Here is a 24,536-nt window from a genome sequence, read left to right on the forward strand (position 1 = left end):
CGAGAGGATCGTGGCATGACGGAGACGACGGAGACGACGACCGAGTCCCCCGAGGTGGCGAGCAGCGGCGGCGAGGCGGCCGCCTCGCAGGGGGATCAGCTGGCCGACATCGCGGTCACCGGGCTCGCCACGATGGGCCGTAACCTCGCGCGCAACCTGGCACGTCACGGCCACGCCGTTGCCGTTCACAACCGGACGAAGACGCGCACGGACACGCTGGTCGCGGAGTACGGCGACGAGGGGCGGTTCGTTCCGGCCGCCTCCCTCGACGAGTTGGTGGCCTCCCTGAAGCGGCCGCGCACGGTGATCGTCATGGTGCAGGCCGGCGCCGGCACCGACGATGTGATCGACCAGCTCGCCGACCTTCTCGAGCCCGGCGACATCGTGGTCGACGGCGGCAACGCGCACTTCATCGACACCAGGCGGCGCGAGTCCGCGCTGCGGGAACGCGGCCTGCACTTCGTCGGCACCGGCATCTCCGGCGGCGAGGAAGGCGCGCTCAACGGCCCGAGCATCATGCCGGGTGGCACACCCGAGTCCTACGAAACGCTCGGCCCGATCCTCGAGTCCATCGCGGCCAACGTCGACGGCACACCGTGCTGCGTCCACGTCGGCCCCGACGGTGCCGGGCACTTCGTCAAGATGGTCCACAACGGCATCGAGTACGCCGACATGCAGCTCATCGCCGAGGCCTACGACCTGCTGCGTACCGTCCTCGACCGGTCGCCTCAGGAGCTGGCCGAGGTGTTCCGGAGCTGGAACGAAGGCGACCTCGAGTCGTTCCTCATCGAGATCACCGCCGAGGTCCTCGCCACGTCCGACCCGCGCACCGGCGGACCCCTGGTCGACGCGATCCTCGACGAGGCCGAGCAGAAGGGCACCGGTCGCTGGACCGTGCAGATCGCCCTCGACCTCGGCACGCCCGTGTCGGGCATCGCCGAAGCGGTCTTCGCGCGGTCGCTGTCCGCCCACGCCGAGCAGCGGGCAGCCGCCCGGGAGGCGCTTGCGCCACCGCCCGCGCGGAAGCCGACCAACCGCAAGCCGGAAAGCTTCATCGACGACGTACGCCGCGCGTTGTACGCCTCCAAGGTCGTCGCCTACGCGCAGGGCTTCGACATGATCCGGGCGGGATCGCAGACCTACGACTGGGAGATCGACCTCGGCGACATGGCCACGATCTGGCGCGGCGGCTGCATCATCCGGGCGCGGTTCCTCGACCGGATCCGCGAGGCGTACGGAAAGAACCCGAACCTGCCGTCGCTGCTGGTCGACCCGTACTTCGCGAAGACGGTCAGCGACGGGCAGGAGTCCTGGCGCCGGGTGGTGTCGGTCGCGGCGACGGCGGGGGTCCCGGTGCCGGGCTTCAGCGCCGCGCTGGCCTACTACGACGGCCTGCGGCGTGACCGGCTGCCGGCGGCGTTGGTGCAGGGGCTGAGGGACTTGTTCGGCGCCCATACGTACCGTCGGGTCGACGCGGACGGCACCTTCCACCTCGACTGGTCCGGGGACAAGACCGAGTCCGAGGCCTGACGAGCGGCCCTGCTGATTCCGGCGTCCGGGGTAGCGTCGTACACATGCGAATCTCGGTGTCCTCCGACATGTCCGCAGGTGTTGCGGTCCGCCTCGCCGACGAGCTGCGCCGCCGCGGCCACCAGGTCGTCGCGCACGGGGCGTTGAACCCCGACGAACGCGATGACTGGGCGTGGGCCAGCGAGGCGGCGGCGCGTGACGTGGCGGAGGGGCGGGCCGACCAGGCGGTCGTGTGCTGCTGGACCGGTACCGGTGCGTCGATCGCGGCGAACAAGGTGCCGCGCGTGCGGGCCGCCTTGTGTGCCGACGCCTACACCGCCGACGGCGCTCGGCGCTGGAACGACGCCAACGTCCTGGCGCTGAGTCTGCGGGTCGTGTCCGAACCGCTGCTGGGCGAGATCCTCGACGCGTGGTTCGCGGGAAGCGCGAGCGAGGACGCCGACAACCGCGCCAACGTCACACACGTCGACGAGATCGCCGCTCGCTGAACGACGGCGTTTCCCTTTCGGCGGCGCTGGGCGAGCCTGGTCGGCCGCGCCCGGCCCGGGCCCGCGCGGCTGTTCTTTTGGGATGAGGGGCACCTTCTGGCAATCGGCGTCTGGGTGCGGGGCGCCATCGCGCAACGGGCGTTCGGGTGAGGGGCGCCTTGATCCAATCGGCGTTGCGATGAGGGGCGCCTTGATCCAATAGGTTCGTGTGAGGGGTCCTCGTGAGACCGGCGTGAGGATTCCGGGCGCTAGGGACGCTTTGGTGCGTACGCCCGAGCTGATCAGGCGCCTGTGAGCCAGACCAATCGTGTGGCGACACGACGAGGTACGAGGGCGGGTCGATGCGGGCGCGGCTCGCGGCTGGCTCTACGCTCGACAGCGTGACCGGAACCCCATCGCCGCGCTACGCCTACCTCGGGCCCGAGGGCACCTTCACCGAGGCCGCCCTGCGGACCCTGCCGGAGATCGCGCGGGTGGATCCCATCCCCCTCGCCACCGTGCCCGCCGCGCTCGACGCCGTACGCAACGGAGAGGCAGAAGGGGCCGTCGTCCCCATCGAGAACTCCGTCGAGGGCGCGGTGTCGGTCACCCTCGACACCCTCGCCGGCGGTCACCTCGTGATCACCCGCGAGATCCTGCTGCCCGTGTCGTTCGCTCTGCTCGCCCGCCCTGGCACGCAGCTCGCCGACTGCAAGCGGATCACCACGCACCCGCACTCCGCGGCCCAGTGCCGCAGGTGGCTGGCGGCGCACCTGCCGCAGGCCGAGGTGATGCTCGCGTCGTCCAATGCCGTCGCGGCTGCCGCCGTCGCCGAACCGGGCTCGGAGTTCGACGCCGCGATCGCGTCGCCGATCGCCGCCGAGCACTATCCGCTGGTGGCGCTCGCCGAGGAGATCGAGGATGTGCGGGACGCCGTGACCCGGTTCGTTCTCGTCGCTCGGCCCGGCCCGCTACCGTCGCCCACCGGGTCGGACAAGACGTCCATGGTGGCGTTCATCCGCGACGACCACCCGGGCGCGTTGCTGGAGATCCTGGAGGAGTTCGCCGTACGCGGGGTGAACCTGACCCGGATCGAGTCCCGGCCGACCGGCGACGGCCTCGGGCGCTACTGCTTCTCGATCGACTGCGAGGGGCACGTTGCCGAAGCGCGGGTCGGAGAGGCGTTGATGGGATTGCGTCGGGTGTGCGCCGATGTTCGCTTCCTCGGGTCCTATCCTCGCGCCGACGGCGCCCGACCCAACCTGCGGGTGGGAACGACCGACGCCGACTTCGAGAGCGCGGCTTCATGGCTCGCCCAACTCAAGGAAGGCCGGTAACCCCGAACCACACAACCGCCGCCGCGGACACGGCGAGGAAAGGTGGCCGGTCACCTGGGGGCGCAGGCGATGCGCAAATGACCACGCTGAGCAGGCGTGTGGTATCCGAGCTAGGCATCGACGCCCCGCCGGATACCAAAGACCTGCTCAGCGTGGTCATTCGCCGTCAGGCTCGGCGGGCTCGTCAGGCTCGGCGGGCCGGGTGAGGCGGGTCGGGATCAGTTCTTGCGGAGCACGGCCCGCGACTCGACCACTGTGAGGTCGACGGACGGGCTGTCCTGCGCCTGGATCGGGTTGGCGATCGTCTGCCAGCCGTCCCCGCCGAACTGCCAGTCGACCTGGTAGTGCACAGTCACCGACACCTGGTAGGTCCCCGTCGTGTCGTACGTGTGCAGGACGGTCCCGTCCGGGTACGGCGCGCCCGGCGTCGACGTGGTCCGGGACTCACCACCGCCGAAGTGCCATTCGTAGGACTCCGGTGTCGCTCTGACCTGGACCGTGAACGGGCCGACGGGAAGGTTGAATGGATCGATGGCACCGCGGGTGGTGTAGAAGTTGGTCGGCAGGTTGATCAGCGTGCGCCCGCCCGGCGGGTTCAGCTCGGTCCGGCCGCCCGGCAGCCCGAACTCCACGATTGCGTCGATGACCTGCTGCTCGGTCGGCCGGGCAGGCTCCTGGTCCGGCATACAGACCGGCGGCGGTTGCAGCTGCCACGGACCCTGCGGGACCCAGGCGCTTCCGTTCCACATCTCCTGGCGTACGTAGTGGTTGTAACGCACCGGGTCGTCACCTGGACATGGTGCGAGCACACCGCAACCGACGCCGACCTCGTCGCAGGGATTGCGGTAGTCGTGGGCCGTCTTCGTCTGACCCGGGGTCGGTTCGGGAGCCGGCTCGCCGCCGGGCTCCGGGTCGGGATCGGGGTCGGGCGTGGGGATCCCGATCTGGCACTGTCCGGTCACCGGGTCGCGGCCGTTCTCGCAGACTTCCGCGGCGGCAGGTGCGGTGACGAGACCGCTCAGCACGAGGACCAGAGCCGTGAGGAGGCCGGTCGCCAGCGCACCCGCCCGGACCGAGTGGGTCCCGTGTGATCGGGACGCTTGTGAGCGGGAACCCAGCGTGCGAGACCGCCGCAACCGGGACCTGCGAGCGCGCGCGAGCGAGGTGAACCCGAAGCTGAAGCCTGTGAACGGGGTGCGGTCACCTAGCCCTGGGTGATCTGCGCGACGGTCCACGAGTCCCCTCTTTTCTCCAGTTCGAACGTCAGGAACAACCGCCTGGCCTTCTGTGGCTCCGGCTTGGCGCCGGCGCGCGGGACGAGGTCGAAAGCGCTGAGGCTGCTCTCGGCCTGGACGATCGGGCGGTCGCCCTTCGACATGAGGGCGATCTTGTCGATCTTCTGCTCGAAGCCGTCGTAGCGTCCACCGGCCTTGTCGAGCTTGGTGATGACGTCGGCCGTCCCCTGGCAGCTCGTACAGTCAGGGCTCGCGGCGGCCAGGAGCGGATCGGGATCGAGGGTGGCGAAGGCGCGGTTGAAGACGTCGTTGTAGTGACGGACCGCTTCGATCTCGGCGCCCTCGGACGTGGCGTCGGCCGATGGTGCGGGTGAGGACGGAGTAGAGGTCGCCTTCGGCGTCTTCTCGGACTTCGACGAGCCGGGAGTGATCGGGGTGTTCGCGCAACCGGTCAGCGGCGCGCTCGCCACCACCAGAATCAACGCTCCCAGCACGATCCGCCGTACCACGCGTCATCTCCCTCGTCGGCCGGTGCGTTCCACCGGAGGATATCGCCTCCTGATGACGTACGACTGTCACCGATGTCCGCCTACGGGCAGCCGGCCGAAATGGCTCGCCGAGCGGTTCTGGGAGCATCGCCGGTGTGGATGACTCCCGATCATGCCCGACCAGCGGTCTCCAGACCGGGTTGCTCGAGCGGGTGGCCCGCGAGTTCGAGCTCGGTACGCCGGTCGCCGCCGAGCCGCTCCGCGGCGGGGGTGCGGAGGTCGTCAAGCTCGCCACCCCGCAGGGGAGCTTCGTCGTCAAGCCGGTCTACCGGGTGCCCGACTGGGAGCTGTACGCCGTGGTCGAGCGGGCCCTCAACGCTCGGGGCGTGAGACAGGCGCGGCTCTTCCGCACTCCCTCAGGCGCAGTCGTGAGCGCGTCGGGCCACTGCGTCCAGGAGTTCCTGACCGCAGTGATGACCGAACGGCCGAATCGCCGGCAGACCGACCGGGCGATGCGCCACCTCGCGGCGTACGACGAAGCGCTGGCGACGATCCCGCTGACCGCCGATCACGTGCCGGTCGATCCGGTCCCCGTCGATCCGGTCCCCGTCGCCTGGCTGACCGCCGACACTCTCTGGACGCGCGTCGTGTCGCCGACGTACCTGGGCGAGAACCTGCCTCGGCTGGTACGGGACCACGCGCCGAGGTGGGTCGATCCGAACACAGTCGCGGAAGGGTTGGCCCTGCTCGCGGCCGCCGCGCCGGAGATCGCCGCCCTGCCTCGGCAGCTCGTCCACGGCGACATCGGACCCGACAACGTGCTCTATGACGGCGACGAGGTGGTGGCGATCGTGGACTTCACGCCGTACCACGAGTCCGCGTTGTTCGGGTTGGGGTCGGCGTTGTACTGGTTCCACGTCCATCCGGGTGGTTCCGACCAATCTGGTGGCCCCGTCCATCCTGGTGGCCACCGCCGTTCCGGTGGCCTCGACGTCGACCAGGTCCGGGCGAGTGTGGCGGCGTACGACGAAGGCCGAGCGCTGACCTCGACCGAACGTACGCTGGTCGTCCCGATGCTTCTCCGCGAAGCGCTGCGCCGGTTCGCCACACCGCTCGCGGGCGCGGAGGAACTCGGTGGACCGGTGCCCGAGGGCGCGACCCACCAGCGGTACGACGCCCTGCTGGAGGTCCTCGCTCTCGCCCGCGATTGCCCATTCATCAGCGGAGATAGGGTCCACGACACAGACGGCGACCTGCGTCCCGAAAAGGAGCACTGATGCGGGAAGAGAGGGCGCGGGACGAGGCGTGGCAGGCACGGACCGCGGATCTGCGACAGGCGCTGGCCACGAGCGACGTGCCGTTCGTCGTCGCCCTGGCGCATGGCTCGATGCGGGTGGAGCTGTTCGCGCCGCGTGGCGTCGACACGCAGAGCCCGCATCCCCAGGACGAGCTCTACCTCGTCAGTCGCGGCACGAGTCGGTTCGTCAACGACGGTGTGGAGACGCTCTGCCAGGCGGGCGACGTGCTGTTCGTCAAGGCGGGCGTGGAGCATCGCTTCGTCGACTTCAGCGCCGACTTCGAGACCTGGGTGATCTTCTGGGGACCCGACGGCGGCGAGTGCCGGTCTGATGGCTAGTAGAACGGCCCGGGTGCGACGCCGCATGGGCGGTGCGGTCCCCTGATCCGCAGCGCGCCGACCCCTGCTGGCCAGCGATAGACGGGCGCGAATCCGCCAAAGGTTCAATAATCACCCGGGTGACTGATCCCTTCGCGACGGCAGCTACCCGCGACCGGGTGCTCGCTGCCTGGTCGGCTTCGCCGGTCCGGTTCCGGGAGGACGCCAATGCCGAGGAGGACCTGGCGCTGGGCGGTTACCGCGACCGGCTCGTCGTCGAGCTCGCCCAGAACGCCGCCGACGCGGCCGCACGCGCCGGCGTACCCGGTCGGATGAGGCTCACGCTTCGTGACGATCCGCAGACGCGTGCCGAGTCGGGCGGTCCGGTCCTCATCGCGGCGAACACCGGTGCGCCTCTGAGCACCGCCGGTGTCGAGGCGCTGGCCACCCTCCGGGCTTCCGCGAAGCGGGACGAGTCCCCGACGCCGGGGCCCGACTCGACCCCTCCGACGTCCGGTCTGGATCTGACCGTGGGTCGCTTCGGCGTGGGCTTCGCGGCGGTGTTGGCCGTGACGGACGAACCGACGATCGTCTCCCGTACCGGAGGCGTCCGCTTCTCCCGCGACGACACCGCGGCCCTCGTCGCCGAGGCCGGGGAGGCCGCCCCAGGGTTGGCGGCCGAGCAGCGCCGCCGGGACGGGCACGTCCCCGTGCTGAGGCTGCCGTTTGCCGCGGACGGCGAGCCGCCGGAGGGCTTCGACACCGCCGTGCTGTTGCCGTTGCGCGACGAGGCGGCCGCTGACCTGGTACGCCGGTTGCTGGCCGAGGCCGACGACGCGCTGCTCCTCGCGTTGCCGCACCTGGACCGGATCGAGATCGACCCCGGCGAGACCGGTCGTGCGGATGCCGGTCGTGCGGATGCCCGTGGTGGGGGTGAGGACGGCGACGGCGTGCGGGTGCTCACCGGCGTCGGCGAGCGGTGGCACGCCCACCGCGCCAGCGGCGTCTGGACGCCGGCTGAACGTGCGGAGCTGCTGGCCGACCGCCCGACCGAGGAGCGGAGCCGGCCGTCGTGGACCGTGCTGTGGGCTCTTTCGCGTACGCCCACGACCGTGGATCCCTTCGGCGGCCCGAGCGTGACCGGCCCGAGCGCCGGTGGAGCGGGCATCGGCGCGCGCTCCGGCGATCTGCCCGCAGTCGTCCACGCGCCCACACCGACCGACGAGCCGCTGTCGCTGCCCGCGATGCTGCTGGCGTCGTTCCCGCTCGACCCGACCCGGCGCCATGTCGCGGAGGGCCCGCTCACCGACCGGCTGGTGGAGGAGGCGGCGCGCGCCTACGCGGACCTGGCCCACACCCGCGCCGAGGCAGGCGAGAGCGTGATCCACCTCGTGCCCGTGGGCCTGCCGGCCGGGCGGCTCGACGGCGCCATTCGCGAGGCGATACTGCGCCGGCTTCCCGACACCCCGCTGCTGCGTACCGTCGAGGACCACACGCTGATCCGGGCCCGAGACGCGGTCGTCGTGGAGGGTGCCGACGACGAGGTGGTCCGGGCGCTGGCGCCGCTCATGGCGGGGCTGGTGGCCGAGCGCCGCGGTGACCGGGCGGCCCACGACGCCCTCGGCGTACGACGGCTCTCCCTGGCCGACATCGTGGAGGAGCTCTCCGGTGTCGCGGCCGCGCATCCGCCGGAGTGGTGGCGGGACTTCTACGCCGCGTTGGGGTCGACCGTCGCCGATCCGGTACGCCGGGAGGCTCTCGGCGCGCTGTCGGTACCACTGGCCGACGGCCGCATCGTCCGGGGTGCGCGCGGGCTGCTCCTGCCGGACGAGGCGCTCGGCCTGGACACCCATCGCACCGCGGCCGACGGCGGCCTGTCGGATGACGCGCTCGGCCTGCTGGCGTCGTCGGGACTCCGACTCGTCCATCCGCAGGCGGCGACGGGTACGGCAGCGGGCGTCCTCGAACGCCTGGGTGCCCAGCGGGCCGGCCCGCGCGTCCTCCTCGAGGACGGTGCCGTGCAGGCGGCGGTCCATGACGCGGCCGAGTCCGACGACTCGACCGTCGCCGAGGGCGTACTCGCCTTGGTGGCCGCCGCGACCTCCGCCGGTGAACTGTCCCCGGGGGAGTTGCCGTGGTTGGGGGAGCTGCTTCTGTCCGACGCGGGCGGCCACCTGGCGGCGGCGAACGCGCTGGTCCTGCCCGGCTCCGAGGCCGAGGCGGTGCTGGACCCGGAGGAGTTCACGCCGGTCGCGGCAGAACTCCTCGACCGGTGGGGTCCTGACGTCCTCGAGGCCGTCGGGGTGGCGAGGACGCTCGGCGTGGTGACCGCGTCCGACGTCCATCTCGACGTACTCCCGGATGAGCTCGCCGAACTCGACGACATCGATGCATGGGCCGGCGAGACCCTGGACGCTGCGTCGAGCGCGGCTGGCGACCGGGGCCGGGGCGAGGGAGGCGGACCCGCCGCCGCGCGGATCGACGAGGTGGTCGCCGTCCGGGACCTGGACTTCGTACGCGACGACGCCTGGCCGCGGACCCTGCGGCTGCTCGCCGGTGAACGCGCCACCCGACGGGCCCTGACCGAGCAGGTCCGCGTGCACGCAGTCGCCCGGCCGGATCGGGCCGCGACCCCCGCGCTGTCCTACACGGCCTGGTGGTTACGCCGCCACGTCCGCATCGACGGCGTACCGCTGACCGACTTCGCCGATCCGGACGCCGACCCGGCCGTTGCCGCCCTGCTGACCCCGCCGCCGGGGTGGGTTGCCGAGTTGGACACCGGTGTCCGGCGCGCGCTCGGCCTGGTGGGCCGGATCGCCGACCTGGATCCCACCGGTATACACACGCTCCTGGATCGGCTCAGCGATCCGTCGCTCGAGGTGTCGGCGACCACCATGCTGGCGCTCTGGGCGCAGTTCGCCGACCTGGCGCCGCCGACGGACGACGCGCGCCCGACCCCGCCACGACAGGTCCGCGTCCTCACCGACCCCCCGGGAACCGGCCCGAGCGGCACTCGGGTGGTCGACAGTTCCGCCGCCGTAGTCGTCGACGGTCCGATGTGGATGCAGCGGACCGATCTGGGTGGCCAGGTCGTCGCGCCGGCCGCGGCCGCCGAACGGCTCGCCGACCTGCTCGACCTGCCACTGGCGTCCGAGGCGGCGGCCGGTGCGGTCGACGACGATGACGAGCGCGCCGAACGGGAAGTACCCGAGGCGGCGCGCATCCTGGTTCCCGGCGTACCCACTCGATGGTGGGAACACGACGACCTCCGGGTCGACGGCCAGGAGGTCGACTGGTGGGTCGACGAAGGCGGGGCCGCCCACGCCGCGACAGGCGAAGGTCTCGCCCGCGCCCTCGCCCACGCCGCCGCCCGTTGGGACCAGCGGCACGCGCTGACGGTGATCCTCCTCGAGCCCGACCGCCTGGCCGAGCTCCTCACCGAGTCCGCGTACGACGAGGCTCGGCAGGTCCTGCGGGATCCCTAGAAGTTTGCGCGCCTGGGAACTCGGACCAGGAGGACGCCGGGTTCCACCTCGCAGCGCAGCTCGTGACCGGTCGAGATGACGTCTCCGTCCAGCTGCCGCGGACACGCTTCGACCGAACGTACGACGACCCGTTCACCGCGCCAGGTGCGCAGCCGGTCGTCCTGGGCGGCTGACCTGGAGACGACGCGCCACGCGAGCCCCGGCCAGTCGGTCAGCCGGCGAGGCGCCACGGCCACCACGTCGAGCATCCCGTCGTCCGGCCGGGCGTCGGGCAGCAGCGACAGCCCGGCATGCAAGGTGCCGACGTTGCCGATCAGGACCGTACGGACCCGGAGCCGGACCGGCGACTCGTCATCGACGGAGATCTCCGCGCGCACCGCGGGGAACGACAGGTTCCGCGCGATCGACACGACGTAGGCCCCCCACCCCATCCGCGCCTTGAGTTTCGGCGGTGCCTCACCCACGACCGCGGCGTCGAGGCCGAGCCCGGCCATCACCGCGAACCGGTCGGCCGGTACGCCGTCGCCTTCGACGCGGACCAGGTCCAGCGGCCGGTCCTGCCCGGTGAACGCCACCCGGAGCGCGGCCGCTCGGTCCAGCGGCAGGCCGAGGTTGCGGACGAGCAGGTTGCCGGTGCCGACCGGCACGATCCCGAGGGGTACGCCGGTACCTGCGAGCCCGGCGCACACCACGCGGACCGTCCCGTCGCCGCCCGCCGCGATCACCAGCTTGACGTCGGCGTCGACGGCGGCGCGGATCATCTCCTGGCCCGGGTCGTCGCGGGTGGTCTCGAACCACAGCGGTGTCGCCCATCCTTCGCGGGTGGCGTGGCGTTCGACCTGTGCGCGGAAGGCCGCGGCGTCGTCGATCTTGGACGGGTTGACGATCACGGCGACCCGCTGTCGCGAGCGTCCGCGCCGGCGCGTGATCCGCGTACGGGCCCGGCCGATCCCGAACGCCGCGGTCGTCGCCCCCAGCAGAGCCGCCGCCAGGCACCAACCCGCCAGGACGTCGGAGACGTGATGGACACCCAGGACCACGCGGTCGAAGCCGACGAGGACGACCACGCAGGCGCCCGAGGTCCAGAGGGTGATCAGCAGGCGGCGGGTCACGTTGAGCTGCGACACGACGATGAGGAGTGCGCCGACCAACAGTGCCGAACCCAGCGCATGCCCGGACGGGAAGCCGTGCCCGTCGATCTCGACGAGTCGGTCGGAGACCTGCGGGCGTGGACGCGCGACGGCGGACTTGAAGACGTACTCCGCACCGGCGCCGGCGATGACGACGGCGACGAGCCACCAGCCGAGCCGGATGAGGTCCTGCCGGACGAAGGCCTGCGGGGTGAGGCCCCGGTCGATGGTGTCCTGGTGGGCGCGCCCTCGCCGGATGAGGAGTGCGGCCACGATCACGACGGTTCCGCGCAGCACCCACGGCTGCGTCAGCTCCTGGACCACGATGAACAGCCCGACAAGCGCGGGATTCGCGGCGAGATCGGCGGGCAGCTCGGACGCGACATTCCGGTCCATCCCCACGAGCGGCGCCCAGCCGGACTGCACGAGGACCAGGAGGACGACGAAACCGACGCCGCCCACACAGATCGCCACCGGCGCACCGATGCCGCTCAGGCCACCGCCGGCCAGGTCAATGCCGGACAAGCCATGGCGAGTCGGGCCACGGCGATGAGTCGCGACATGCGGCGGTCTCATGACCTCTCCCAGCCACCGCGACGTCCGACACCCGCGTCCACGGAAGCAATGTCTACCGTCCGGTAGGCAGTGCCGCCACGCCGGGTCGCACCAGGTGTACCCGCCCGTCGCCACGCGGAGAGGAAACCGGTGGCGGACCCTCCCGTACTCCCGGTTAATCTCGAGGCGTGATCGACCCCAAGGTGCTCCGTGAAGACCCTGACCGCGTACGCGAGAGTCAGCGGCGCCGTGGCGCCTCCGTCGAGCTGGTCGACGAGGTGCTCGCCGCGGAGGAGCGCCGGCGGTCGTCGATCGCCGCGTTCGAGCAGCTCCGGTCCGAACAGAAAACACTCGGCAAACAGATCCCGCGGGCTGCCGGTGAGGAGAAGCAGGCCCTGCTGGCGCGCGCGAAGCAGCTCGCCGCCGAAGTGAAGGCGGCCGAGGCCGCGCAGGACGAGGCCGCCCTGGCGTACGACCGACTCATGCTCCAGATCGACAACCTTGTCGAACCGGAGGTGCCGGCCGGCGGCGAGGACGACTACGTCGTGCTCGACGAGGTCGGCCAGCCGCGCGACTTCACCGCGGAGGGGTTCGAGCCGCGGGACCACGTGGAGCTGGGGCGGGTGCTGGGCGCGATCGACATCGAACGCGGCGCGAAGGTATCGGGCTCGCGGTTCTACTACCTCACCGGCGTCGGTGCCCTCCTCGAGCTGGCCCTGATCAACATGGCGGTCGACCAGGCCATGAGCTACGGGTGTACGCCGATGATCCCGCCGTCCCTGGTGAAGCCGCGGGCGATGCAGGGCACCGGCTACCTCGGCCAGGCCGCCGAGGACGTCTACAAGCTCGAACGCGACGACCTGTATCTCGTCGGCACGTCGGAGGTCCCGCTGGCGGCGTACCACATGGACGAGATCCTCGCCGCCGACCAGCTCCCGCTGCGTTACGCGGGTTTCAGCCCGTCGTTCCGTCGTGAGGCTGGGTCCCACGGCAAGGACACCCGGGGCATCATCCGCGTGCACTGGTTCGACAAGGTCGAGATGTTCTCGTTCGTCCATCCCGACGAGGCACGTGCCGAGCACCAGCGGATCCTCGCCTGGGAACGCGAGTTCTGGGACAGGCTCGAGGTGCCCTACCGCGTCATCGACACCGCCGCCGGCGATCTCGGCGCGAGTGCCGCCCGCAAGTTCGACATCGAGGCGTGGATCCCGACACAGGGCAGGTACCGCGAGGTCACGTCGACGTCGAACTGCACGGAGTTCCAGGCCCGTCGGCTCGGCGTCCGGTTCCGTACCGACGACGGCACCCGGCACGTGGCGACGCTCAACGGCACCGCGATGGCGACCACCCGGACGATCGTGGCGATCCTGGAGAACCACCAGGACGCCGACGGAGGCGTCCGCGTCCCGAAGGCGCTGCAGCCGTTCCTCGGTGGGCGGAGCCACCTGGAGCCGCTCGCGTGACGGCCCGCGTGACGAGCGACCGTGACCCGGACCACCCGCCCTGGGCGTGGCGACCGCGCCTGGTGGCGCTCGACATCGACGGGACGCTCGTCGACGTGCAGGATCAGATCACGCCCGCCGTCGACGCTGCCGTACGTCATGCGGCCGAGGCTGGTGCGTACGTCGTTCTGTCGACCGGGCGCGGGCTCACGGCGACGAGGCCGCTCGCGCTGCACTTCGACCTGTCGCTGCCGTACCTCGTGTGCAGCAACGGTGCGGTGACGGTACGTCTGCACCCGGACGGCGCTCCCGCTGCCGGGCCCGATGGGCGCCCTCACCCGATCGAGCGGGGCAACCCGGGCCTGGCCGCCGGCCCGGACGTCGAACTCGTCGACGTCGTGACCTTCGACGCGGCGCCGGTCCTGCGGATGCTGCTCTCCCACCTCCCGGACGTGCTGGTGGCCGTCGAGGAGCTGGGCGTGGGATACCGGGTCAACGCGCCGTTCCCGCCGGGTGAACTCACCGGTGAGCTCAGCGTCGAACCTCTGGAACGCCTGATTGCCGACCCGGTGACCCGCGTGATCCTGCGGGAGCCGTCGATCGAGGCCGAGCACTTCCTCGAGGTGATCGAACGGGTCGGCGTCCACGGTGTGGCGTACTACATCGGCTTCACGGCCTGGCTCGACCTCGCGCCCGAGGGTGTCAGCAAGGCGACGGGCCTTGCGAAGGTGGCCGAACGGCTCGGGGTCCGGCGCGAGGACGTGCTCGCCATCGGCGACGGGACGAACGACGTCGAGATGCTGCGATGGGCCGGGCGCGGGGTGGCGATGGGCAACGCCGCGACCGAGGCGTTGGCGGCCGCCGACCACGTGACCGCGCCCCTGGACGAGGACGGAGTGGCCGTCGAGCTGCGCCGTTGGTTCGCCGACGTCCCCACTCCCTGAAGCGTGAAGGGCTTCGGCCTCCCAGGGGCCTGAGGCGGACCAGATGTCGGCGTAGCTGAACCATGATCATGCGCGGGAAGTCGGGGAATTTCGTCGCCTGAACCGCCCGCTTGTCCGCGCATGATCATGGTCGCCCCTGGCGGCCGGCGTAGGTCAGGAATGTCGCCAGCTTCCAGCGCACTGCTCGGCCTCCTCGCGGTGTAGGTCGGTACGGCGGCCGGGACCGAGGGCCGGCGTCGGGGTCGGGCAGGTCAACCAGCCGCCGCACCGATAGCGAGCACCGTAAGCTGAGCTGAGCTAGCCACGTCTAGGCACGTGGATGGAGGGGGAGCATCGTGGCCAGACGCCTAACTTCTGCAGGCATGGATTTCGGACCGGACGCCGAGATCGACCATGGCCACATGGTGCCGCCGTACCGACAGCTTGCATCGATCCTGCGGGCGCGGATCGACCGCGGGGACTATCGGCCGGGCCGTGCGATCCCCTCGGAGGCCAGGCTGGTGCAGGAGTTCGGCCTCGCCCGAGACACCGTGCGGAAGGCGGTCCGCCTTCTCGCGGACGACGGGCTGGTGATCATTGTGCCGCAGCGCGGAGTCTTCGTCGCCGAACACCCGTCGCACGGCAAAGGTGACCGGAGCGAGTGACGGGGATAGGTGACCCCATGTCTGCGCGGCGGCAGCGGGTCGGTGCGTACGCCCTGTCCATCGACGAAACGGGGCGCGTGCTGTTGTGCCGGATGTCGCGACGGTCGCGTACGCCCGGCACTCTGACCCTCCCCGGCGGCGGGGTCCAGCACGGTGAGGACCCGGGCGACGCGGTACTCCGGGAGCTGGCCGAGGAGACCGGTCTCACCGGACGGGTCGAGGCCCTGCTCGGCGTCCATGCCAACGTCTACGACAGCGACGGGGTCTCGATCCATGGCGTACGTCTGCTCTACCAGGTGACGATCGTCGGCGGGACACTCCGGGCCGAGCAGGGGGACGCCAGCACCGACGGAGCGACCTGGGTCGCCCCGGATGACCTCGGTGGAGTGACCCTGTCCGCGCACGCGCGGCACGCCCTGGAGCTCCTCGCTGCCGCAAGTGCCGGAACGTCGCGCTCCTGACGGCCCGTACGCTCCTCTCGAGGAGGCACGTACGGCACCGGTGGGGCGAGGAGAGCGAGGAGAGCACAAGCGATGGCGGTGGGTCGGCGGGAGGCGGACGAGGCTGCGGAGCCGCAGTCCCCGCGCCGGGTGGTGGTGTTGGGCACCACCGGTACCGGGAAGTCCACACTTGCCGGTGAGGTCGCCCCACTCATCGGCGCCGATCATGTCGAGCTGGACAGTCTCGCTCACGGACCGAACTGGTCACCGCGGCCGGTTGAGGAGTTCACCAGCGCGGTCGAGGAGCTCGCCCGGCGGCCGCGATGGGTGTTCGACGGCAACTACATCGATCGGGTGAGCGGAAGCCTGTGGCCCCAGGCCGACGTCGTGGTCTGGCTGGACCTGCCGCTGTGGGTGATCGTCCCCAGAATCGTCCGGCGGACGGTCGTACGCATCGTTCGCCGGACCGAGCTGTGGAACGGCAACCGGGAGCACTGGGCCGCCCTGTTCGGCCGGAACTCGCTTCTGGTGTGGGCGGTCAAGTCACACCGCCGGCATCGCCGTGAACTGCCGGGCCGGCTGTCGGAGCTCAGCGCGTCCGGGGTGCGGGTCGTGCGACTGCGCTCGGCGGCGGACTCCAAGCGTTGGTTGGCCGACCTCGCCCGATCGCTGGCGTGACGCAGTACGGGCGCTGGGTCGCCGTCCCCTCGCCCTCGCCCTCACCCTCGCTCCGTCCCCATGTCCTCGCTCCGTCCGCTGGACCAGCGGGCGAACCCTCAGCCGGCTGGTATTCTCACCCCATGACCATCCGGCACCACAGTCCACGCCCGGCGCGCATCGCCGGCGCCGAGGAGATGATGCGGCCCCGCTAGGGGCCGCCTACGTGCCGTACTCACTGCCCGAAGGCCCCTCGCGGAGGGGCCTTTTCTCATGTCACCGCAAAGTCTGTGGCCGGCGCCCTCTCGCGAGCACCACCCGTGAAAGGAAGCCCGATGTCCACCGCACCGAAGCGGTACTACGTCACCACGTCGATTCCTTACGTCAATGCCGACCCGCATCTCGGGCACGCCCTGGAGCTGGTCCAGGCGGACGTCCTCGCTCGACATCGCCGCCTGCGCGGTGAGCAGGTCCGGCTCCAGTCCGGGACCGACGACAACGCCCTCAAGAACGTCCAGGCTGCCGAGCAGGCCGGCGTGCCCGTGCAGGAGTTCGTCGACGACCACGCGGCGGTGTTCGAGTCGCTTCGCGATGCCCTGAACCTGTCGTACGACGACTTCATCCGTACCAGCCGCGACCCGCGTCATCGTCCCGGCGCCGAGCGGCTGTGGCGGGCGTGTGCGGAGGCGGGCGATCTCTACCGGCGCCACTACGAAGGGCTCTACTGCGTCGGCTGCGAGCAGTTCTACACGCCCGACGAACTGGTCGACGGCCTTTGCCCCGACCATGAGCGCGCGCCCCAGCTGGTCAGCGAGGAGAACTGGTTCTTCCGCCTGTCCCGCTACCAGGACCAGCTGGCGGATCTCCTCGGCAGCGGGCGGCTCCGCATCGAGCCAGCCGTGCGCGCCAACGAGGTCAGGGCGTTCGTCGCCGCCGGTCTGGAGGACTTCTCGATCTCGCGTTCGGCCGAACGCACCCGTGGCTGGGGCGTTCCGGTGCCCGACGATCCGACCCAGGTGATGTACGTCTGGTGGGACGCGCTCGGCAACTACATCACCTCGCTCGACTACGGCACCGGTCCCGACGCGGACGCGTTTCGTACCTGGTGGCGCGAGAGCGACCGGCGCGTCCACGTGATCGGCAAGAACATCCTGCGCTTCCACGCGGTCTACTGGCCGGCGATGCTGCTGTCGGCCGGACTGCCGCTGCCGCACGAGATCTTCGTCCACGACTTCCTCACCGCGAACGGGCGCCGGCTCAGCAAGACGCTCGGCAACATCGTCGACCCCGCGCAGCTCGCCGCCGACTTCGGTACGGATGCGGTGCGCTGGTGGCTCGTCGCGAAGGTGCCGAAGGTCGGCGACACCGACTTCACGGTTCAACGCCTGGTCGACGCTGCCAACCGCGACCTGGCGGGCGGGATCGGCAACCTTTCCCAGCGGGTGGTGAGCATGGTGCACCGCTACCGGCAGGGGGTCGTCCCGCCGCCTCCTGAGGGCGGGTACGCCGACACCGACGCGAAGCCGCTGCTGTCCGCGTGTACCGAACTACCGGCGCGGATCGACGCCGCGCTGGAGCGGTTCGACCTGCGCGGTGCGGCCGCTGCGGTGACCACGGTGGTCAATGCGGCCAACCGGTACGTCGAGCAGGCCGCACCGTGGCTGCTGGCCAAAGCCGAACGCGGCGGCGACGGCGACGCGGGACTACGGCTCGACACGGTGCTCGGAGTTCTGGTGGCGGCGCTTCGGGCCCTCGCCGTCGAACTCCAACCGTTCACGCCGGAGATCGCCGGACGCCTGGTGGCGCAGACCAGGATCGTCGGTCCGGGCGGGGAACTGCCGACGCCCGAGCCCGTGTTTCCTCGTGTGGAGGCCCATGGCTCACCGTGACAGTGCGTACGCGCTTCGCAGGAGAGCCGCGAATGACCACGCTGGGTATGCCTTTGGTCGTTGGACAGGTACCGACACCTGTTCCGGCTTGCACAGGCATGGGTAGCGTGGTCATTTGCACCGCGGGCGGCCCGGGCCTGTCGGCGCTCGGCGGATCTTCGTTAGAGTGCCGACCCGTGCCTAGAACCCGATATGTCCTTTCCGTGCTCGCGGTCGGTGTGGTGATGCTGGCCGGCTGCAGCTCGGACGAGCAGGGGTCTCCCGAGACCGCCTCCCGGTCCGACAAGCCAGCGGCGAAGCCGGTCGGTGACAAGCCGAAGCCCGAACGGAAGATGACCGCGGCGGAGCTGAAGGCCGCGATAGGTGTCATCGTGCTGGGCGAAGGTGACGTCGGCCGCGAGGTGGAGGTCCAGGACCAGGACGACTCCCTCGACGCACCGACCAACGACATCTGCGCGCGGAAGTCGGCGGCCGATGGTGACCGGCTCGCCCGCAACCAGGACTTCTTCTGGAAGTCGGCGAACGTGGCCGAGCTCGTGGTGAGCAACGAAGCGGTCGCCTACCAGCCCGGCAAGGGCAAGGCGGCGTTCGCGGAGATCAAGAAGGCGGTCGGGGGCTGCGACGGTTGGGAGCACAGCCAGGGCGAGATGGCGGACGTCGAGGTGGTCGATCCGCCGACCGGTACCCTCGGCGACGCGTTCGCGTGGCGTGGTCAGGACAGCCGGAAGAGCGGTACCGACTACTCCTACCTTGCGGTCTACCAGCGCAGGGGCGACCTGGTCAGTGCCGTCTACGTCTGGTCGACCAGCGAGGACGAGGCACGCGAGGTCGCCGACGAGGTGGCGCCGAAGGCAGCCGCCCGATTGGAGCGGGCCGTCAGCTGACGCGCTGCCAGCTCAGCAGGCCTGGAACCGTCCGTTCTTCCGGTACGCGTTCCATAGGGAGAGCGCCTCGTCGACGTACGGGTTCCGATCGTCGGGCAGTTCCTGCGGCGCGAAGAAGCTCAGCTCCAGCGCCTCACCATCGCACGGCGTCAGCGCGCCGGTCCACCTGAAGACAGCGAAACACATGACGAACGCCTGCACCTTGTCACCGTTCGGGTACGTCGTCGTCGAATCGGAAACACTGGCGAACGGCTCGAGACCAGAAGGATCGGCGCGAAGGCCGGTCTCCTCCTCGAGTTCACGGATCGCCGTCTGCGCGAACGTAGAACCAGGCTCAGCGCAACCGCCTGGCACCGACCATCGCCCGGTATCCGCACGCCGCATCAGCAGCAAGCGTTCAGCGTCGTCGAAGGCCAGGACCTCAGCACCCGGAAGGAGGAGGAGCTCGTTGCCGACCTTCTGCCGCAGCCGCCACAGGTATGACCCTTCGAATCCCACGCCGGCAACGGTAGCTGTGATCTCCCGCGGCCAGGTCCGGGACGGAGCGGGTTTCCGTACTTGACAGGATGGGGGTATGTCGTCGCCACCTCTGCGCCCGCACCGCCCCCCGAGCGCCGGTCGGCCTCGGCTGGTGGCGAGCGACCTCGACGGCACTCTTCTGCGTACGGACGGAACGGTGTCGCCCAGGACCCGCCGTACCCTCGCCCGCGTCGAGGATTCCGGCACCACGGTGGTGTTCGCCACCGGCAGGCCGCCCCGGTGGCTCCGCCACATCGCCGACGCCACCGGACACCGCGGCATCGCGGTCTGCTCCAACGGAGCCCTTGTCTACGACCTGCACAAGGAGAGCGTCGTCGACAGCTATCCTCTCGCTCCCGAGATCGGGCTCGCGGTCGTCGACGCCATTCGGGCGGCGATACCCGGGGTGAGCTTCGGGGTGGAGTTCGGTGAGACGTTCGGTCACGAGCAGACGTACGAACCACTCGGCGACTTCGCCAGCCAGACCTTTGTCGGAGAGGTCACGGAACTGTTCGGCAGCCAGCCGGCCGTCAAACTGCTGGCCAAGCACAACGGGCATGACGCGGACGTGCTGTTCGCCAAGGCCAGTGAGGTCGCCGGAGACCTGGCCGAGCTGACGTACTCCGGAGGTGCCGGACTGCTCGAGATCTCCGCGCCCGGGGTGTCGAAGGCGACCACCCTTGCCGCGTTCTGCGCCGAGCGGGGTGTCTCGGCGGAGGAGGTGGTGGCGTTCGGTGACATGCCCAACGACCTGGCGATGCTGTCATGGGCAGGCACGGCCTATGCCATGGCCGGCGCGCACCCCGACGTGCTGGCAGCGGTCGAGCGCCGGTGCCCCGGCAACGACGACGATGGCGTCGCAGCCGTCCTCGACAAGCTGTTCGGCTTCTCGACGGTATGAGCGAGGCCTCAGCCTCTGCGTACCGTCTAGAGGTACATGCCGCCCGGGCGGTCGTGGTCGGCCGGCGGCTGCATCTGCGGGGGGATCGGGGTACCCGGCGGCAGCGTCCGCCGCATCTGCTCGAGCTGTGCCCGCGCCGCCATCTGTTGCGCGAACAACGCGGTCTGGATCCCGTGGAAGAGGCCTTCGAGCCAACCGACCAGCTGCGCCTGCGCGACCCGAAGCTCCGCTTCGCTCGGCACCGTACCCTCGTCGAACGGTAGCGACAGCCGCTCCAGCTCCTCCACCAACTCGGGGGCGAGGCCCTTCTCGAGTTCGGAGATGGACGACTTGTGGATCTGGCGTAGCCGCTGCCGGCTCGCCTCGTCGAGCGGGGCGGCCTTCACTTCGTCGAGCAGTTGCTTGATCATGCTGCCGATCCGCATCACCTTGGCCGGCTGTTCGACAAGGTCGGTGACCGAGCGTTCCTCGTCGTCGCCGTCGGACTCCTTGGCGGGCGGACCCTCCACCGCCATGCCGTCCGGACCGACGATCATGACGCGGGGAGACTCGTCGCGGCGTTGCTTGTCCTGCCCGTCGCTGTCCTCGTCGTGGGGGACGCCAGGGCTCTGGGGAGCATCGGTCATGGCCCCATCCTTACCCCATGTCGTACGCAATGCGAGGACGGCCCCCTCGACGAGGACGCCACGGTAGGAACTGCCCAGGTCAGAGCTGACGCCTGCCCAGGTCAGGAGCCCGATCCCGGAGAACCACCGGGTGTGTAGGTACGGACCGATCCAGCGGACCGGCCGCCCGCTCGCTGTCCGGTGCGCATGCGTTCGGAACGCCTGCGGGCCACCTCGGCGCGGATCCGGATGCGGGCGAGCCGGCGTTCCCTCAGTGCGTGGTCGATGTTCATCGGTCGCCTGCCTCCCTCATTGCCGAACTACCTGGCATCGCGTACGCGTCCCGTGCGGCCACACCGCGCGCGACGGGAGTGGCACGGCGTGCCATGGCTATCTGGCTACGACGCGGCGAACCGCCCGAACGGTTTCCCCGAGGCCACCAGAATCTGACCGAATTCCGACAAGCCACCCAGACTGGATCATCCGGTCCGAGCGCGCACTCAGCCTGCCGCGACGGCGAGAAGGACCTTGCCGACGTGCTCGCTCGCCTCCAGGACGCGGTGGGCTTCGGCGGCTTCGTCGAGCGGAAGAACCCGGTCGATCACCGGGCGGAGGTGGCCGTCCGCGACCAGCGGCCAGACGTGCTCGGCGACGCTGGCCACGATCGCGGCCTTCTCCGGGAGCGGGCGTCCACGCAGCGTGGTCGCAAGGACCGCGCCCCGCTTGGCGAGCAGCGTGCCGAGGTCGATGTCGCCCCGGCGACCGCCCTGCAGCCCGATGACGACCAGCCGTCCCGCGGTGGCCAGCGCGTCAAGGTTGCGGGCAAGGTACGGAGCTCCCACGATGTCGAGGATCACGTCGGCACCGTGGCCATCGGTCTCACGCCGGACGAACTCGACGAAGTCCTCCTGGCGGTAGCTGGCGACCGCCGAGGCGCCGAGCTCCAGGCAGCGTGCGGCCTTCTCCGCACCGCCGACAGTGGCGAGCACCCGGGCACCGAGGGCGCGCCCGAGCTGGATCGCCGTCGTACCGATCCCGCTCGCGCCACCGTGGACCAGCAGCGTCTCGTCGGGACGCAGGCCGGCCAGCATGAAGACGTTGGACCAGACGGTGCAGACGGTTTCGGGAAGTGCCGCGGCCTCGACCAGCGAGACGCCCTCGGGGCGGGGGAGGACCAGACCGGCGGATGCGACGACCCGCTCGGCGTAGCCGCCGCCCGCCAGCAGGGCGCACACCTCGGCACCAGGTGCGAGGTTCTGCACGTCTGGGCCGACCTCGGCGACCCGGCCGGAGCACTCCAGGCCGAGGATCTCGGACGCGCCGGGCGGCGGCGGATAGTTGCCCTGACGCTGCACCAGGTCGGGGCGGTTGACGCCGGCCGCCGTGACCGCGATCGCGACCTCGCCGGGGCCTGGGGGTGCAGGATCTGGCACCTCGGCGACGGTGAGGACCTCCGGACCGCCTGTGCCGGTCGCCACGACTGCCCGCATCATCGATCAGCTCCCCGGACTGGGACGGTCGTCGGTCGACGAACCCGGCCGGCCCGGACCATCCCCCTCCTCGTCGGGCGCGATCGCGTCGTCGTCGCCGTTGGCGCCTGGTCGCGGCGCCCAGGGCAGTTCCTGGGCCGGGCGTACGACGACCACGTGGTCGCCGCGCAGCAGTTGGGAGACGGTGGGGTCGTAGTAGCGGTAGACCTCGCCGTCTCGGACGACGGCCACCGCGACGTCGTCGAGTTGGCGCGGCGAGCAGCCCTCCTCGCGGGGCAGCACCGCGCGCTCGGCCACTTCGAGGCCGTCGCCGTAGGTGAGCAGGTCCTCGAGCACGGCGCCGAGTGCCGGACTCACCGTCGACAGGCCCATGATCCGGCCGACCGCGTCCGAGGACGTGACGGTGATGTCGGCGCCGCTCTGCCGGAGCAGCGGGATGTTCTCTGCCTCGCGGACCGCGACCACGACCGTGGCGTCGGGGTTGAGCTGGCGGGCGGTGAGGGTGACCAGGACGGCGGCGTCGTCGCGGTGGGTGGTGACGATGACCCGGCTCGCCGTCTGCGTCTCGACCCGGCGCAGGACGTCGGCACGGGTGGCGTCGCCGACGATGCCGCCGAGCCCGGCGGCGTTGGCCTCGTTGATGGCGGACTGCTGCGGGTCGACGATGACGATCTGCTCGGGCGGTATTCCGCCGTTGACCAGGGTGTCGACCGCGCTGCGGCCCTTCGTACCGAATCCGACGACGATTGTGTGATCGCGCAACCGACTCCTCCATCGCGAGATGCGCCACTGCTCGCGGCTCCGCGTCGCCAGCACCTCCAGTGTGGTCCCGACCAGGACGATCAGGAACGCGACCCGCAGCGGCGTGACGAGCAGGATGTTGACGAGACGCGCGCCGGGGGTCACCGGCGTGATGTCGCCGTAGCCGGTGGTGGTGAGGCTGACCGTTGCGTAGTACAACGCGTCGAGCAGGCTGAGCTGACCTTCGGGGTCGCCGCTGTCCCGGTAGCCGTCACGGCCGAGGTAGACGACGAGAACCACGAGCATCAGCAGGACGAGGGCGGCGACGATCCTGGTCCCGATCTGACGCAGCGGCGACACGTAGGCGGCTGGAAGCCGAACGTCCGGCAGGCGGGCCGACGCGGACGACACGCTGGACAGGCGGGATGTGGACATGGCGGGACGACAGTAGCCGAGGTCAGGACTCCGTGGTGCCACCCACCGCCCGGTGTTCCCAGGTGGCCGCGAGGTCGCGGGCGACGGCGGCGCAGGCGGCGAGACTCGTGGACCCGCCGCCACGTTGGGCAGCCGCATAGCCGACGAGGAACGTCGTCAAGGGCGCCGCCGGCCGGTCGACCGCATGCGCCGCGTCTCGGGCAAGGTCGAGGACGAGGTTCACGAGGTCGGCGTCCGGGTCGGACGGGTGGGACGGGTCGGGCGGGCCGGATGGCGGAGTGATATCCAGAGCCGTGGACAGTTCCTGGACCCAGTCGGTGAGCACGGTCAACCCTTTCGTTCGATCTCAGCCGTCCCGCCGGTGGGAAGCCTTCACCATGCGTGGCAATTGCCCACGATGCACGGCGAATGTGCCGCGTGTTGTGGGGAATGATCACGCATACGTGATCATTCCCACCGGCGCGGAGCGGACAGGGGATTGGTGGCCATCTCGTCGGCGCGGGCGAGGTTCTCGGGGGTGTCGCAGTCGAGGGCCGCGCGAGGGTCGCGGACGGTGGCGAGACGGAGCTCGTCCAGCAGCAGGCGCATCGGCAGGTCGCGCGGATCGCCGATGGCGGCTAGGGCGCGACGCAGCGAGTCGCGGACGTACGCACCGGCCAGGAGCTGCCGCCGCCCCTCCGCGTCGCCGAGGACGGCCCCGTCGACATCCGACGCCTCGCGCGCGGCCTGAACCAGCTGGCGTACGACGGTGGAGTCGAGCAACGGCATGTCGCCCGCCAGGATGACGACGATCGCCGAACCGCAGAGTTCGAGGCCGGCGGCCACGGCCGCGAGGGGGCCGGAGTCGGCCGGCCGTTCCCGGGTCCACCGCACGGTCGGCGCGCCAGTGGGGAGCGGGCGCTGCGGTCCGACGACCACGACCGTCCGCGCCGCCGCACCGGCACCGATCACCCGCTCCAGCATCGGCCGGCCAGCCACGGGCAGCAGGACCTTGTCCGCGCCGCCGAACCGTCGCGCCGTCCCACCGGCGAGAACGACGACGTCGAAGTCCGCGGTTCCCTGGTCGCCCACGGGTCGAGTCTTTCACCCTCACCGGGCAGACT

General features: G+C 70.8%; 24 protein-coding genes. 14 read left to right on the top strand and 10 right to left on the bottom strand.

Translation table 11 applies throughout. From position 1 onward, the window contains the following. Positions 1-15 precede the first annotated feature (15 nt). The 3 genes from gnd to pheA all read left to right on the top strand — a co-directional run bounded on the left by gnd (position 16) and on the right by pheA (position 3,334). Positions 16-1,530 (top strand): NADP-dependent phosphogluconate dehydrogenase, encoded by a 1,515-nt coding sequence (gene gnd / locus ABN028_RS23310; protein WP_349698101.1) that lies wholly within the window; start codon positions 16-18, stop codon positions 1,528-1,530. Between the two features lie 44 nt (positions 1,531-1,574). Continuing rightward, complete coding sequence (locus ABN028_RS23315) at positions 1,575-2,018, top strand: RpiB/LacA/LacB family sugar-phosphate isomerase (RefSeq protein WP_349330420.1); 444 nt, start codon at positions 1,575-1,577, stop codon at positions 2,016-2,018. Positions 2,019-2,398: 380 nt separating this feature from the next. Next, entirely contained in the window at positions 2,399-3,334 is a 936-nt protein-coding gene (pheA, locus tag ABN028_RS23320; RefSeq protein ID WP_349698102.1) for a prephenate dehydratase, read from the top strand. Between the two features lie 218 nt (positions 3,335-3,552). Here pheA and ABN028_RS23325 read toward each other — a convergent pair whose 3' ends face one another. Together ABN028_RS23325 and ABN028_RS23330 are read right to left on the bottom strand one after the other, a co-directional pair. Continuing rightward, positions 3,553-4,569 (bottom strand): PKD domain-containing protein, encoded by a 1,017-nt coding sequence (locus tag ABN028_RS23325; protein ID WP_349698103.1) that lies wholly within the window; start codon positions 4,567-4,569, stop codon positions 3,553-3,555. Then, a complete protein-coding gene (locus ABN028_RS23330) occupies positions 4,539-5,078 on the bottom strand; it encodes a hypothetical protein (RefSeq protein WP_349698104.1) in 540 nt (179 codons plus the stop codon). Before ABN028_RS23330 ends, ABN028_RS23325 begins: the two co-directional genes overlap by 31 nt. A 134-nt stretch (positions 5,079-5,212) precedes the next feature. Here ABN028_RS23330 and ABN028_RS23335 point away from each other — a divergent pair, with 134 nt between their 5' ends. The 3 genes from ABN028_RS23335 (at position 5,213) to ABN028_RS23345 (ending at position 10,157) form a co-directional block, all read left to right on the top strand. Continuing rightward, positions 5,213-6,334 carry a phosphotransferase enzyme family protein gene (locus tag ABN028_RS23335; protein ID WP_349698105.1) on the top strand — a complete coding sequence of 374 codons (1,122 nt, stop codon included), beginning with the start codon at positions 5,213-5,215 and terminating at the stop codon, positions 6,332-6,334. Then, entirely contained in the window at positions 6,334-6,693 is a 360-nt protein-coding gene (locus ABN028_RS23340) for a cupin domain-containing protein (protein ID WP_349330425.1), read from the top strand. The genes ABN028_RS23335 and ABN028_RS23340 overlap by 1 nt, the downstream gene beginning before the upstream one ends. 119 nt (positions 6,694-6,812) lie before the next feature. Beyond that, positions 6,813-10,157 (top strand): sacsin N-terminal ATP-binding-like domain-containing protein, encoded by a 3,345-nt coding sequence (locus tag ABN028_RS23345; protein ID WP_349698106.1) that lies wholly within the window; start codon positions 6,813-6,815, stop codon positions 10,155-10,157. Here ABN028_RS23345 and ABN028_RS23350 read toward each other — a convergent pair. Beyond that, positions 10,154-11,863, bottom strand: coding sequence for a bifunctional phosphatase PAP2/diacylglycerol kinase family protein (locus ABN028_RS23350; protein WP_349698107.1), 1,710 nt, complete (start codon positions 11,861-11,863; stop codon positions 10,154-10,156). The genes ABN028_RS23345 and ABN028_RS23350 overlap by 4 nt on opposite strands. A 167-nt stretch (positions 11,864-12,030) precedes the next feature. Here ABN028_RS23350 and serS point away from each other — a divergent pair, with 167 nt between their 5' ends. From serS to ABN028_RS23385, 7 genes are all read left to right on the top strand, one after another. After that, a complete protein-coding gene (gene serS / locus ABN028_RS23355) occupies positions 12,031-13,305 on the top strand; it encodes a serine--tRNA ligase (RefSeq protein WP_349698108.1) in 1,275 nt (424 codons plus the stop codon). Beyond that, complete coding sequence (locus ABN028_RS23360) at positions 13,302-14,228, top strand: HAD family hydrolase (protein WP_349698109.1); 927 nt, start codon at positions 13,302-13,304, stop codon at positions 14,226-14,228. The genes serS and ABN028_RS23360 overlap by 4 nt, the downstream gene beginning before the upstream one ends. Before the next feature lie 362 nt (positions 14,229-14,590). Further along, positions 14,591-14,872, top strand: coding sequence for a GntR family transcriptional regulator (locus ABN028_RS23365; protein WP_349330430.1), 282 nt, complete (start codon positions 14,591-14,593; stop codon positions 14,870-14,872). 17 nt (positions 14,873-14,889) lie between these two features. Then, a complete protein-coding gene (locus ABN028_RS23370; RefSeq protein ID WP_349698110.1) occupies positions 14,890-15,333 on the top strand; it encodes an NUDIX hydrolase in 444 nt (147 codons plus the stop codon). A gap of 72 nt (positions 15,334-15,405) precedes the next feature. Then, positions 15,406-15,990, top strand: coding sequence for a P-loop NTPase family protein (locus ABN028_RS23375; RefSeq protein WP_349698111.1), 585 nt, complete (start codon positions 15,406-15,408; stop codon positions 15,988-15,990). Positions 15,991-16,304: 314 nt separating this feature from the next. Then, positions 16,305-17,858 carry a methionine--tRNA ligase gene (gene metG, locus ABN028_RS23380; protein ID WP_349698112.1) on the top strand — a complete coding sequence of 518 codons (1,554 nt, stop codon included), beginning with the start codon at positions 16,305-16,307 and terminating at the stop codon, positions 17,856-17,858. 176 nt (positions 17,859-18,034) lie between these two features. Continuing rightward, positions 18,035-18,742 carry a hypothetical protein gene (locus ABN028_RS23385; RefSeq protein WP_349698113.1) on the top strand — a complete coding sequence of 236 codons (708 nt, stop codon included), beginning with the start codon at positions 18,035-18,037 and terminating at the stop codon, positions 18,740-18,742. Between the two features lie 12 nt (positions 18,743-18,754). On the opposite strand, the gene ABN028_RS23390 is transcribed toward ABN028_RS23385, so the two are convergent. Beyond that, entirely contained in the window at positions 18,755-19,240 is a 486-nt protein-coding gene (locus ABN028_RS23390) for an NUDIX domain-containing protein (protein WP_349330435.1), read from the bottom strand. A gap of 76 nt (positions 19,241-19,316) precedes the next feature. Here ABN028_RS23390 and ABN028_RS23395 point away from each other — a divergent pair, with 76 nt between their 5' ends. Then, positions 19,317-20,162 carry an HAD family hydrolase gene (locus tag ABN028_RS23395; protein WP_349330436.1) on the top strand — a complete coding sequence of 282 codons (846 nt, stop codon included), beginning with the start codon at positions 19,317-19,319 and terminating at the stop codon, positions 20,160-20,162. Between the two features lie 26 nt (positions 20,163-20,188). Here the strand turns inward: ABN028_RS23395 and ABN028_RS23400 are convergent, their stop codons facing one another. The 6 genes from ABN028_RS23400 to mobA all read right to left on the bottom strand — a co-directional run bounded on the left by ABN028_RS23400 (position 20,189) and on the right by mobA (position 24,504). Next, positions 20,189-20,698: a bacterial proteasome activator family protein gene (locus tag ABN028_RS23400; RefSeq protein WP_502877623.1), complete on the bottom strand. Its 510-nt coding sequence runs from the start codon at positions 20,696-20,698 to the stop codon at positions 20,189-20,191. A 191-nt stretch (positions 20,699-20,889) separates the two neighbouring features. After that, positions 20,890-21,060 (bottom strand): hypothetical protein, encoded by a 171-nt coding sequence (locus ABN028_RS23405; RefSeq protein WP_349330437.1) that lies wholly within the window; start codon positions 21,058-21,060, stop codon positions 20,890-20,892. Positions 21,061-21,267: 207 nt separating this feature from the next. Continuing rightward, on the bottom strand, positions 21,268-22,257 hold the full coding sequence (locus ABN028_RS23410) for an NAD(P)H-quinone oxidoreductase (RefSeq protein WP_349698133.1): 990 nt from the start codon (positions 22,255-22,257) through the stop codon (positions 21,268-21,270). Between the two features lie 6 nt (positions 22,258-22,263). Continuing rightward, complete coding sequence (locus ABN028_RS23415) at positions 22,264-23,433, bottom strand: potassium channel family protein (RefSeq protein ID WP_349698114.1); 1,170 nt, start codon at positions 23,431-23,433, stop codon at positions 22,264-22,266. Positions 23,434-23,455: 22 nt separating this feature from the next. Continuing rightward, positions 23,456-23,758: a DUF6457 domain-containing protein gene (locus tag ABN028_RS23420; RefSeq protein ID WP_349698115.1), complete on the bottom strand. Its 303-nt coding sequence runs from the start codon at positions 23,756-23,758 to the stop codon at positions 23,456-23,458. 122 nt (positions 23,759-23,880) lie between these two features. Then, positions 23,881-24,504, bottom strand: a complete 624-nt coding sequence (gene mobA / locus ABN028_RS23425; protein WP_349698116.1) for a molybdenum cofactor guanylyltransferase — start codon at positions 24,502-24,504, stop codon at positions 23,881-23,883. Positions 24,505-24,536 lie beyond the last annotated feature (32 nt).

This window comes from Actinopolymorpha sp. B17G11 (assembly GCF_040196095.1).
Classification (GTDB): Bacteria; Actinomycetota; Actinomycetes; order Propionibacteriales; family Actinopolymorphaceae; genus Thermasporomyces.

Bases quoted from the DNA above. Each gene is read 5' to 3' on its own strand.
- gnd (WP_349698101.1), top strand. From the start codon at position 16: ATGACGGAGACGACGGAGACGACGACCGAGTCCCCCGAGGTGGCGAGC.
- ABN028_RS23315 (WP_349330420.1), top strand. From the start codon at position 1,575: ATGCGAATCTCGGTGTCCTCCGACATGTCCGCAGGTGTTGCGGTCCGC.
- ABN028_RS23340 (WP_349330425.1), top strand. From the start codon at position 6,334: ATGCGGGAAGAGAGGGCGCGGGACGAGGCGTGGCAGGCACGGACCGCG.
- ABN028_RS23350 (WP_349698107.1), bottom strand. From the start codon at position 11,863: ATGAGACCGCCGCATGTCGCGACTCATCGCCGTGGCCCGACTCGCCAT.
- ABN028_RS23365 (WP_349330430.1), top strand. From the start codon at position 14,591: ATGGATTTCGGACCGGACGCCGAGATCGACCATGGCCACATGGTGCCG.
- ABN028_RS23370 (WP_349698110.1), top strand. From the start codon at position 14,890: ATGTCTGCGCGGCGGCAGCGGGTCGGTGCGTACGCCCTGTCCATCGAC.
- ABN028_RS23375 (WP_349698111.1), top strand. From the start codon at position 15,406: ATGGCGGTGGGTCGGCGGGAGGCGGACGAGGCTGCGGAGCCGCAGTCC.
- metG (WP_349698112.1), top strand. From the start codon at position 16,305: ATGTCCACCGCACCGAAGCGGTACTACGTCACCACGTCGATTCCTTAC.
- ABN028_RS23395 (WP_349330436.1), top strand. From the start codon at position 19,317: ATGTCGTCGCCACCTCTGCGCCCGCACCGCCCCCCGAGCGCCGGTCGG.
- ABN028_RS23400 (WP_502877623.1), bottom strand. From the start codon at position 20,698: ATGATCGTCGGTCCGGACGGCATGGCGGTGGAGGGTCCGCCCGCCAAG.
- ABN028_RS23405 (WP_349330437.1), bottom strand. From the start codon at position 21,060: ATGAACATCGACCACGCACTGAGGGAACGCCGGCTCGCCCGCATCCGG.
- ABN028_RS23410 (WP_349698133.1), bottom strand. From the start codon at position 22,257: ATGCGGGCAGTCGTGGCGACCGGCACAGGCGGTCCGGAGGTCCTCACC.
- ABN028_RS23415 (WP_349698114.1), bottom strand. From the start codon at position 23,433: ATGTCCACATCCCGCCTGTCCAGCGTGTCGTCCGCGTCGGCCCGCCTG.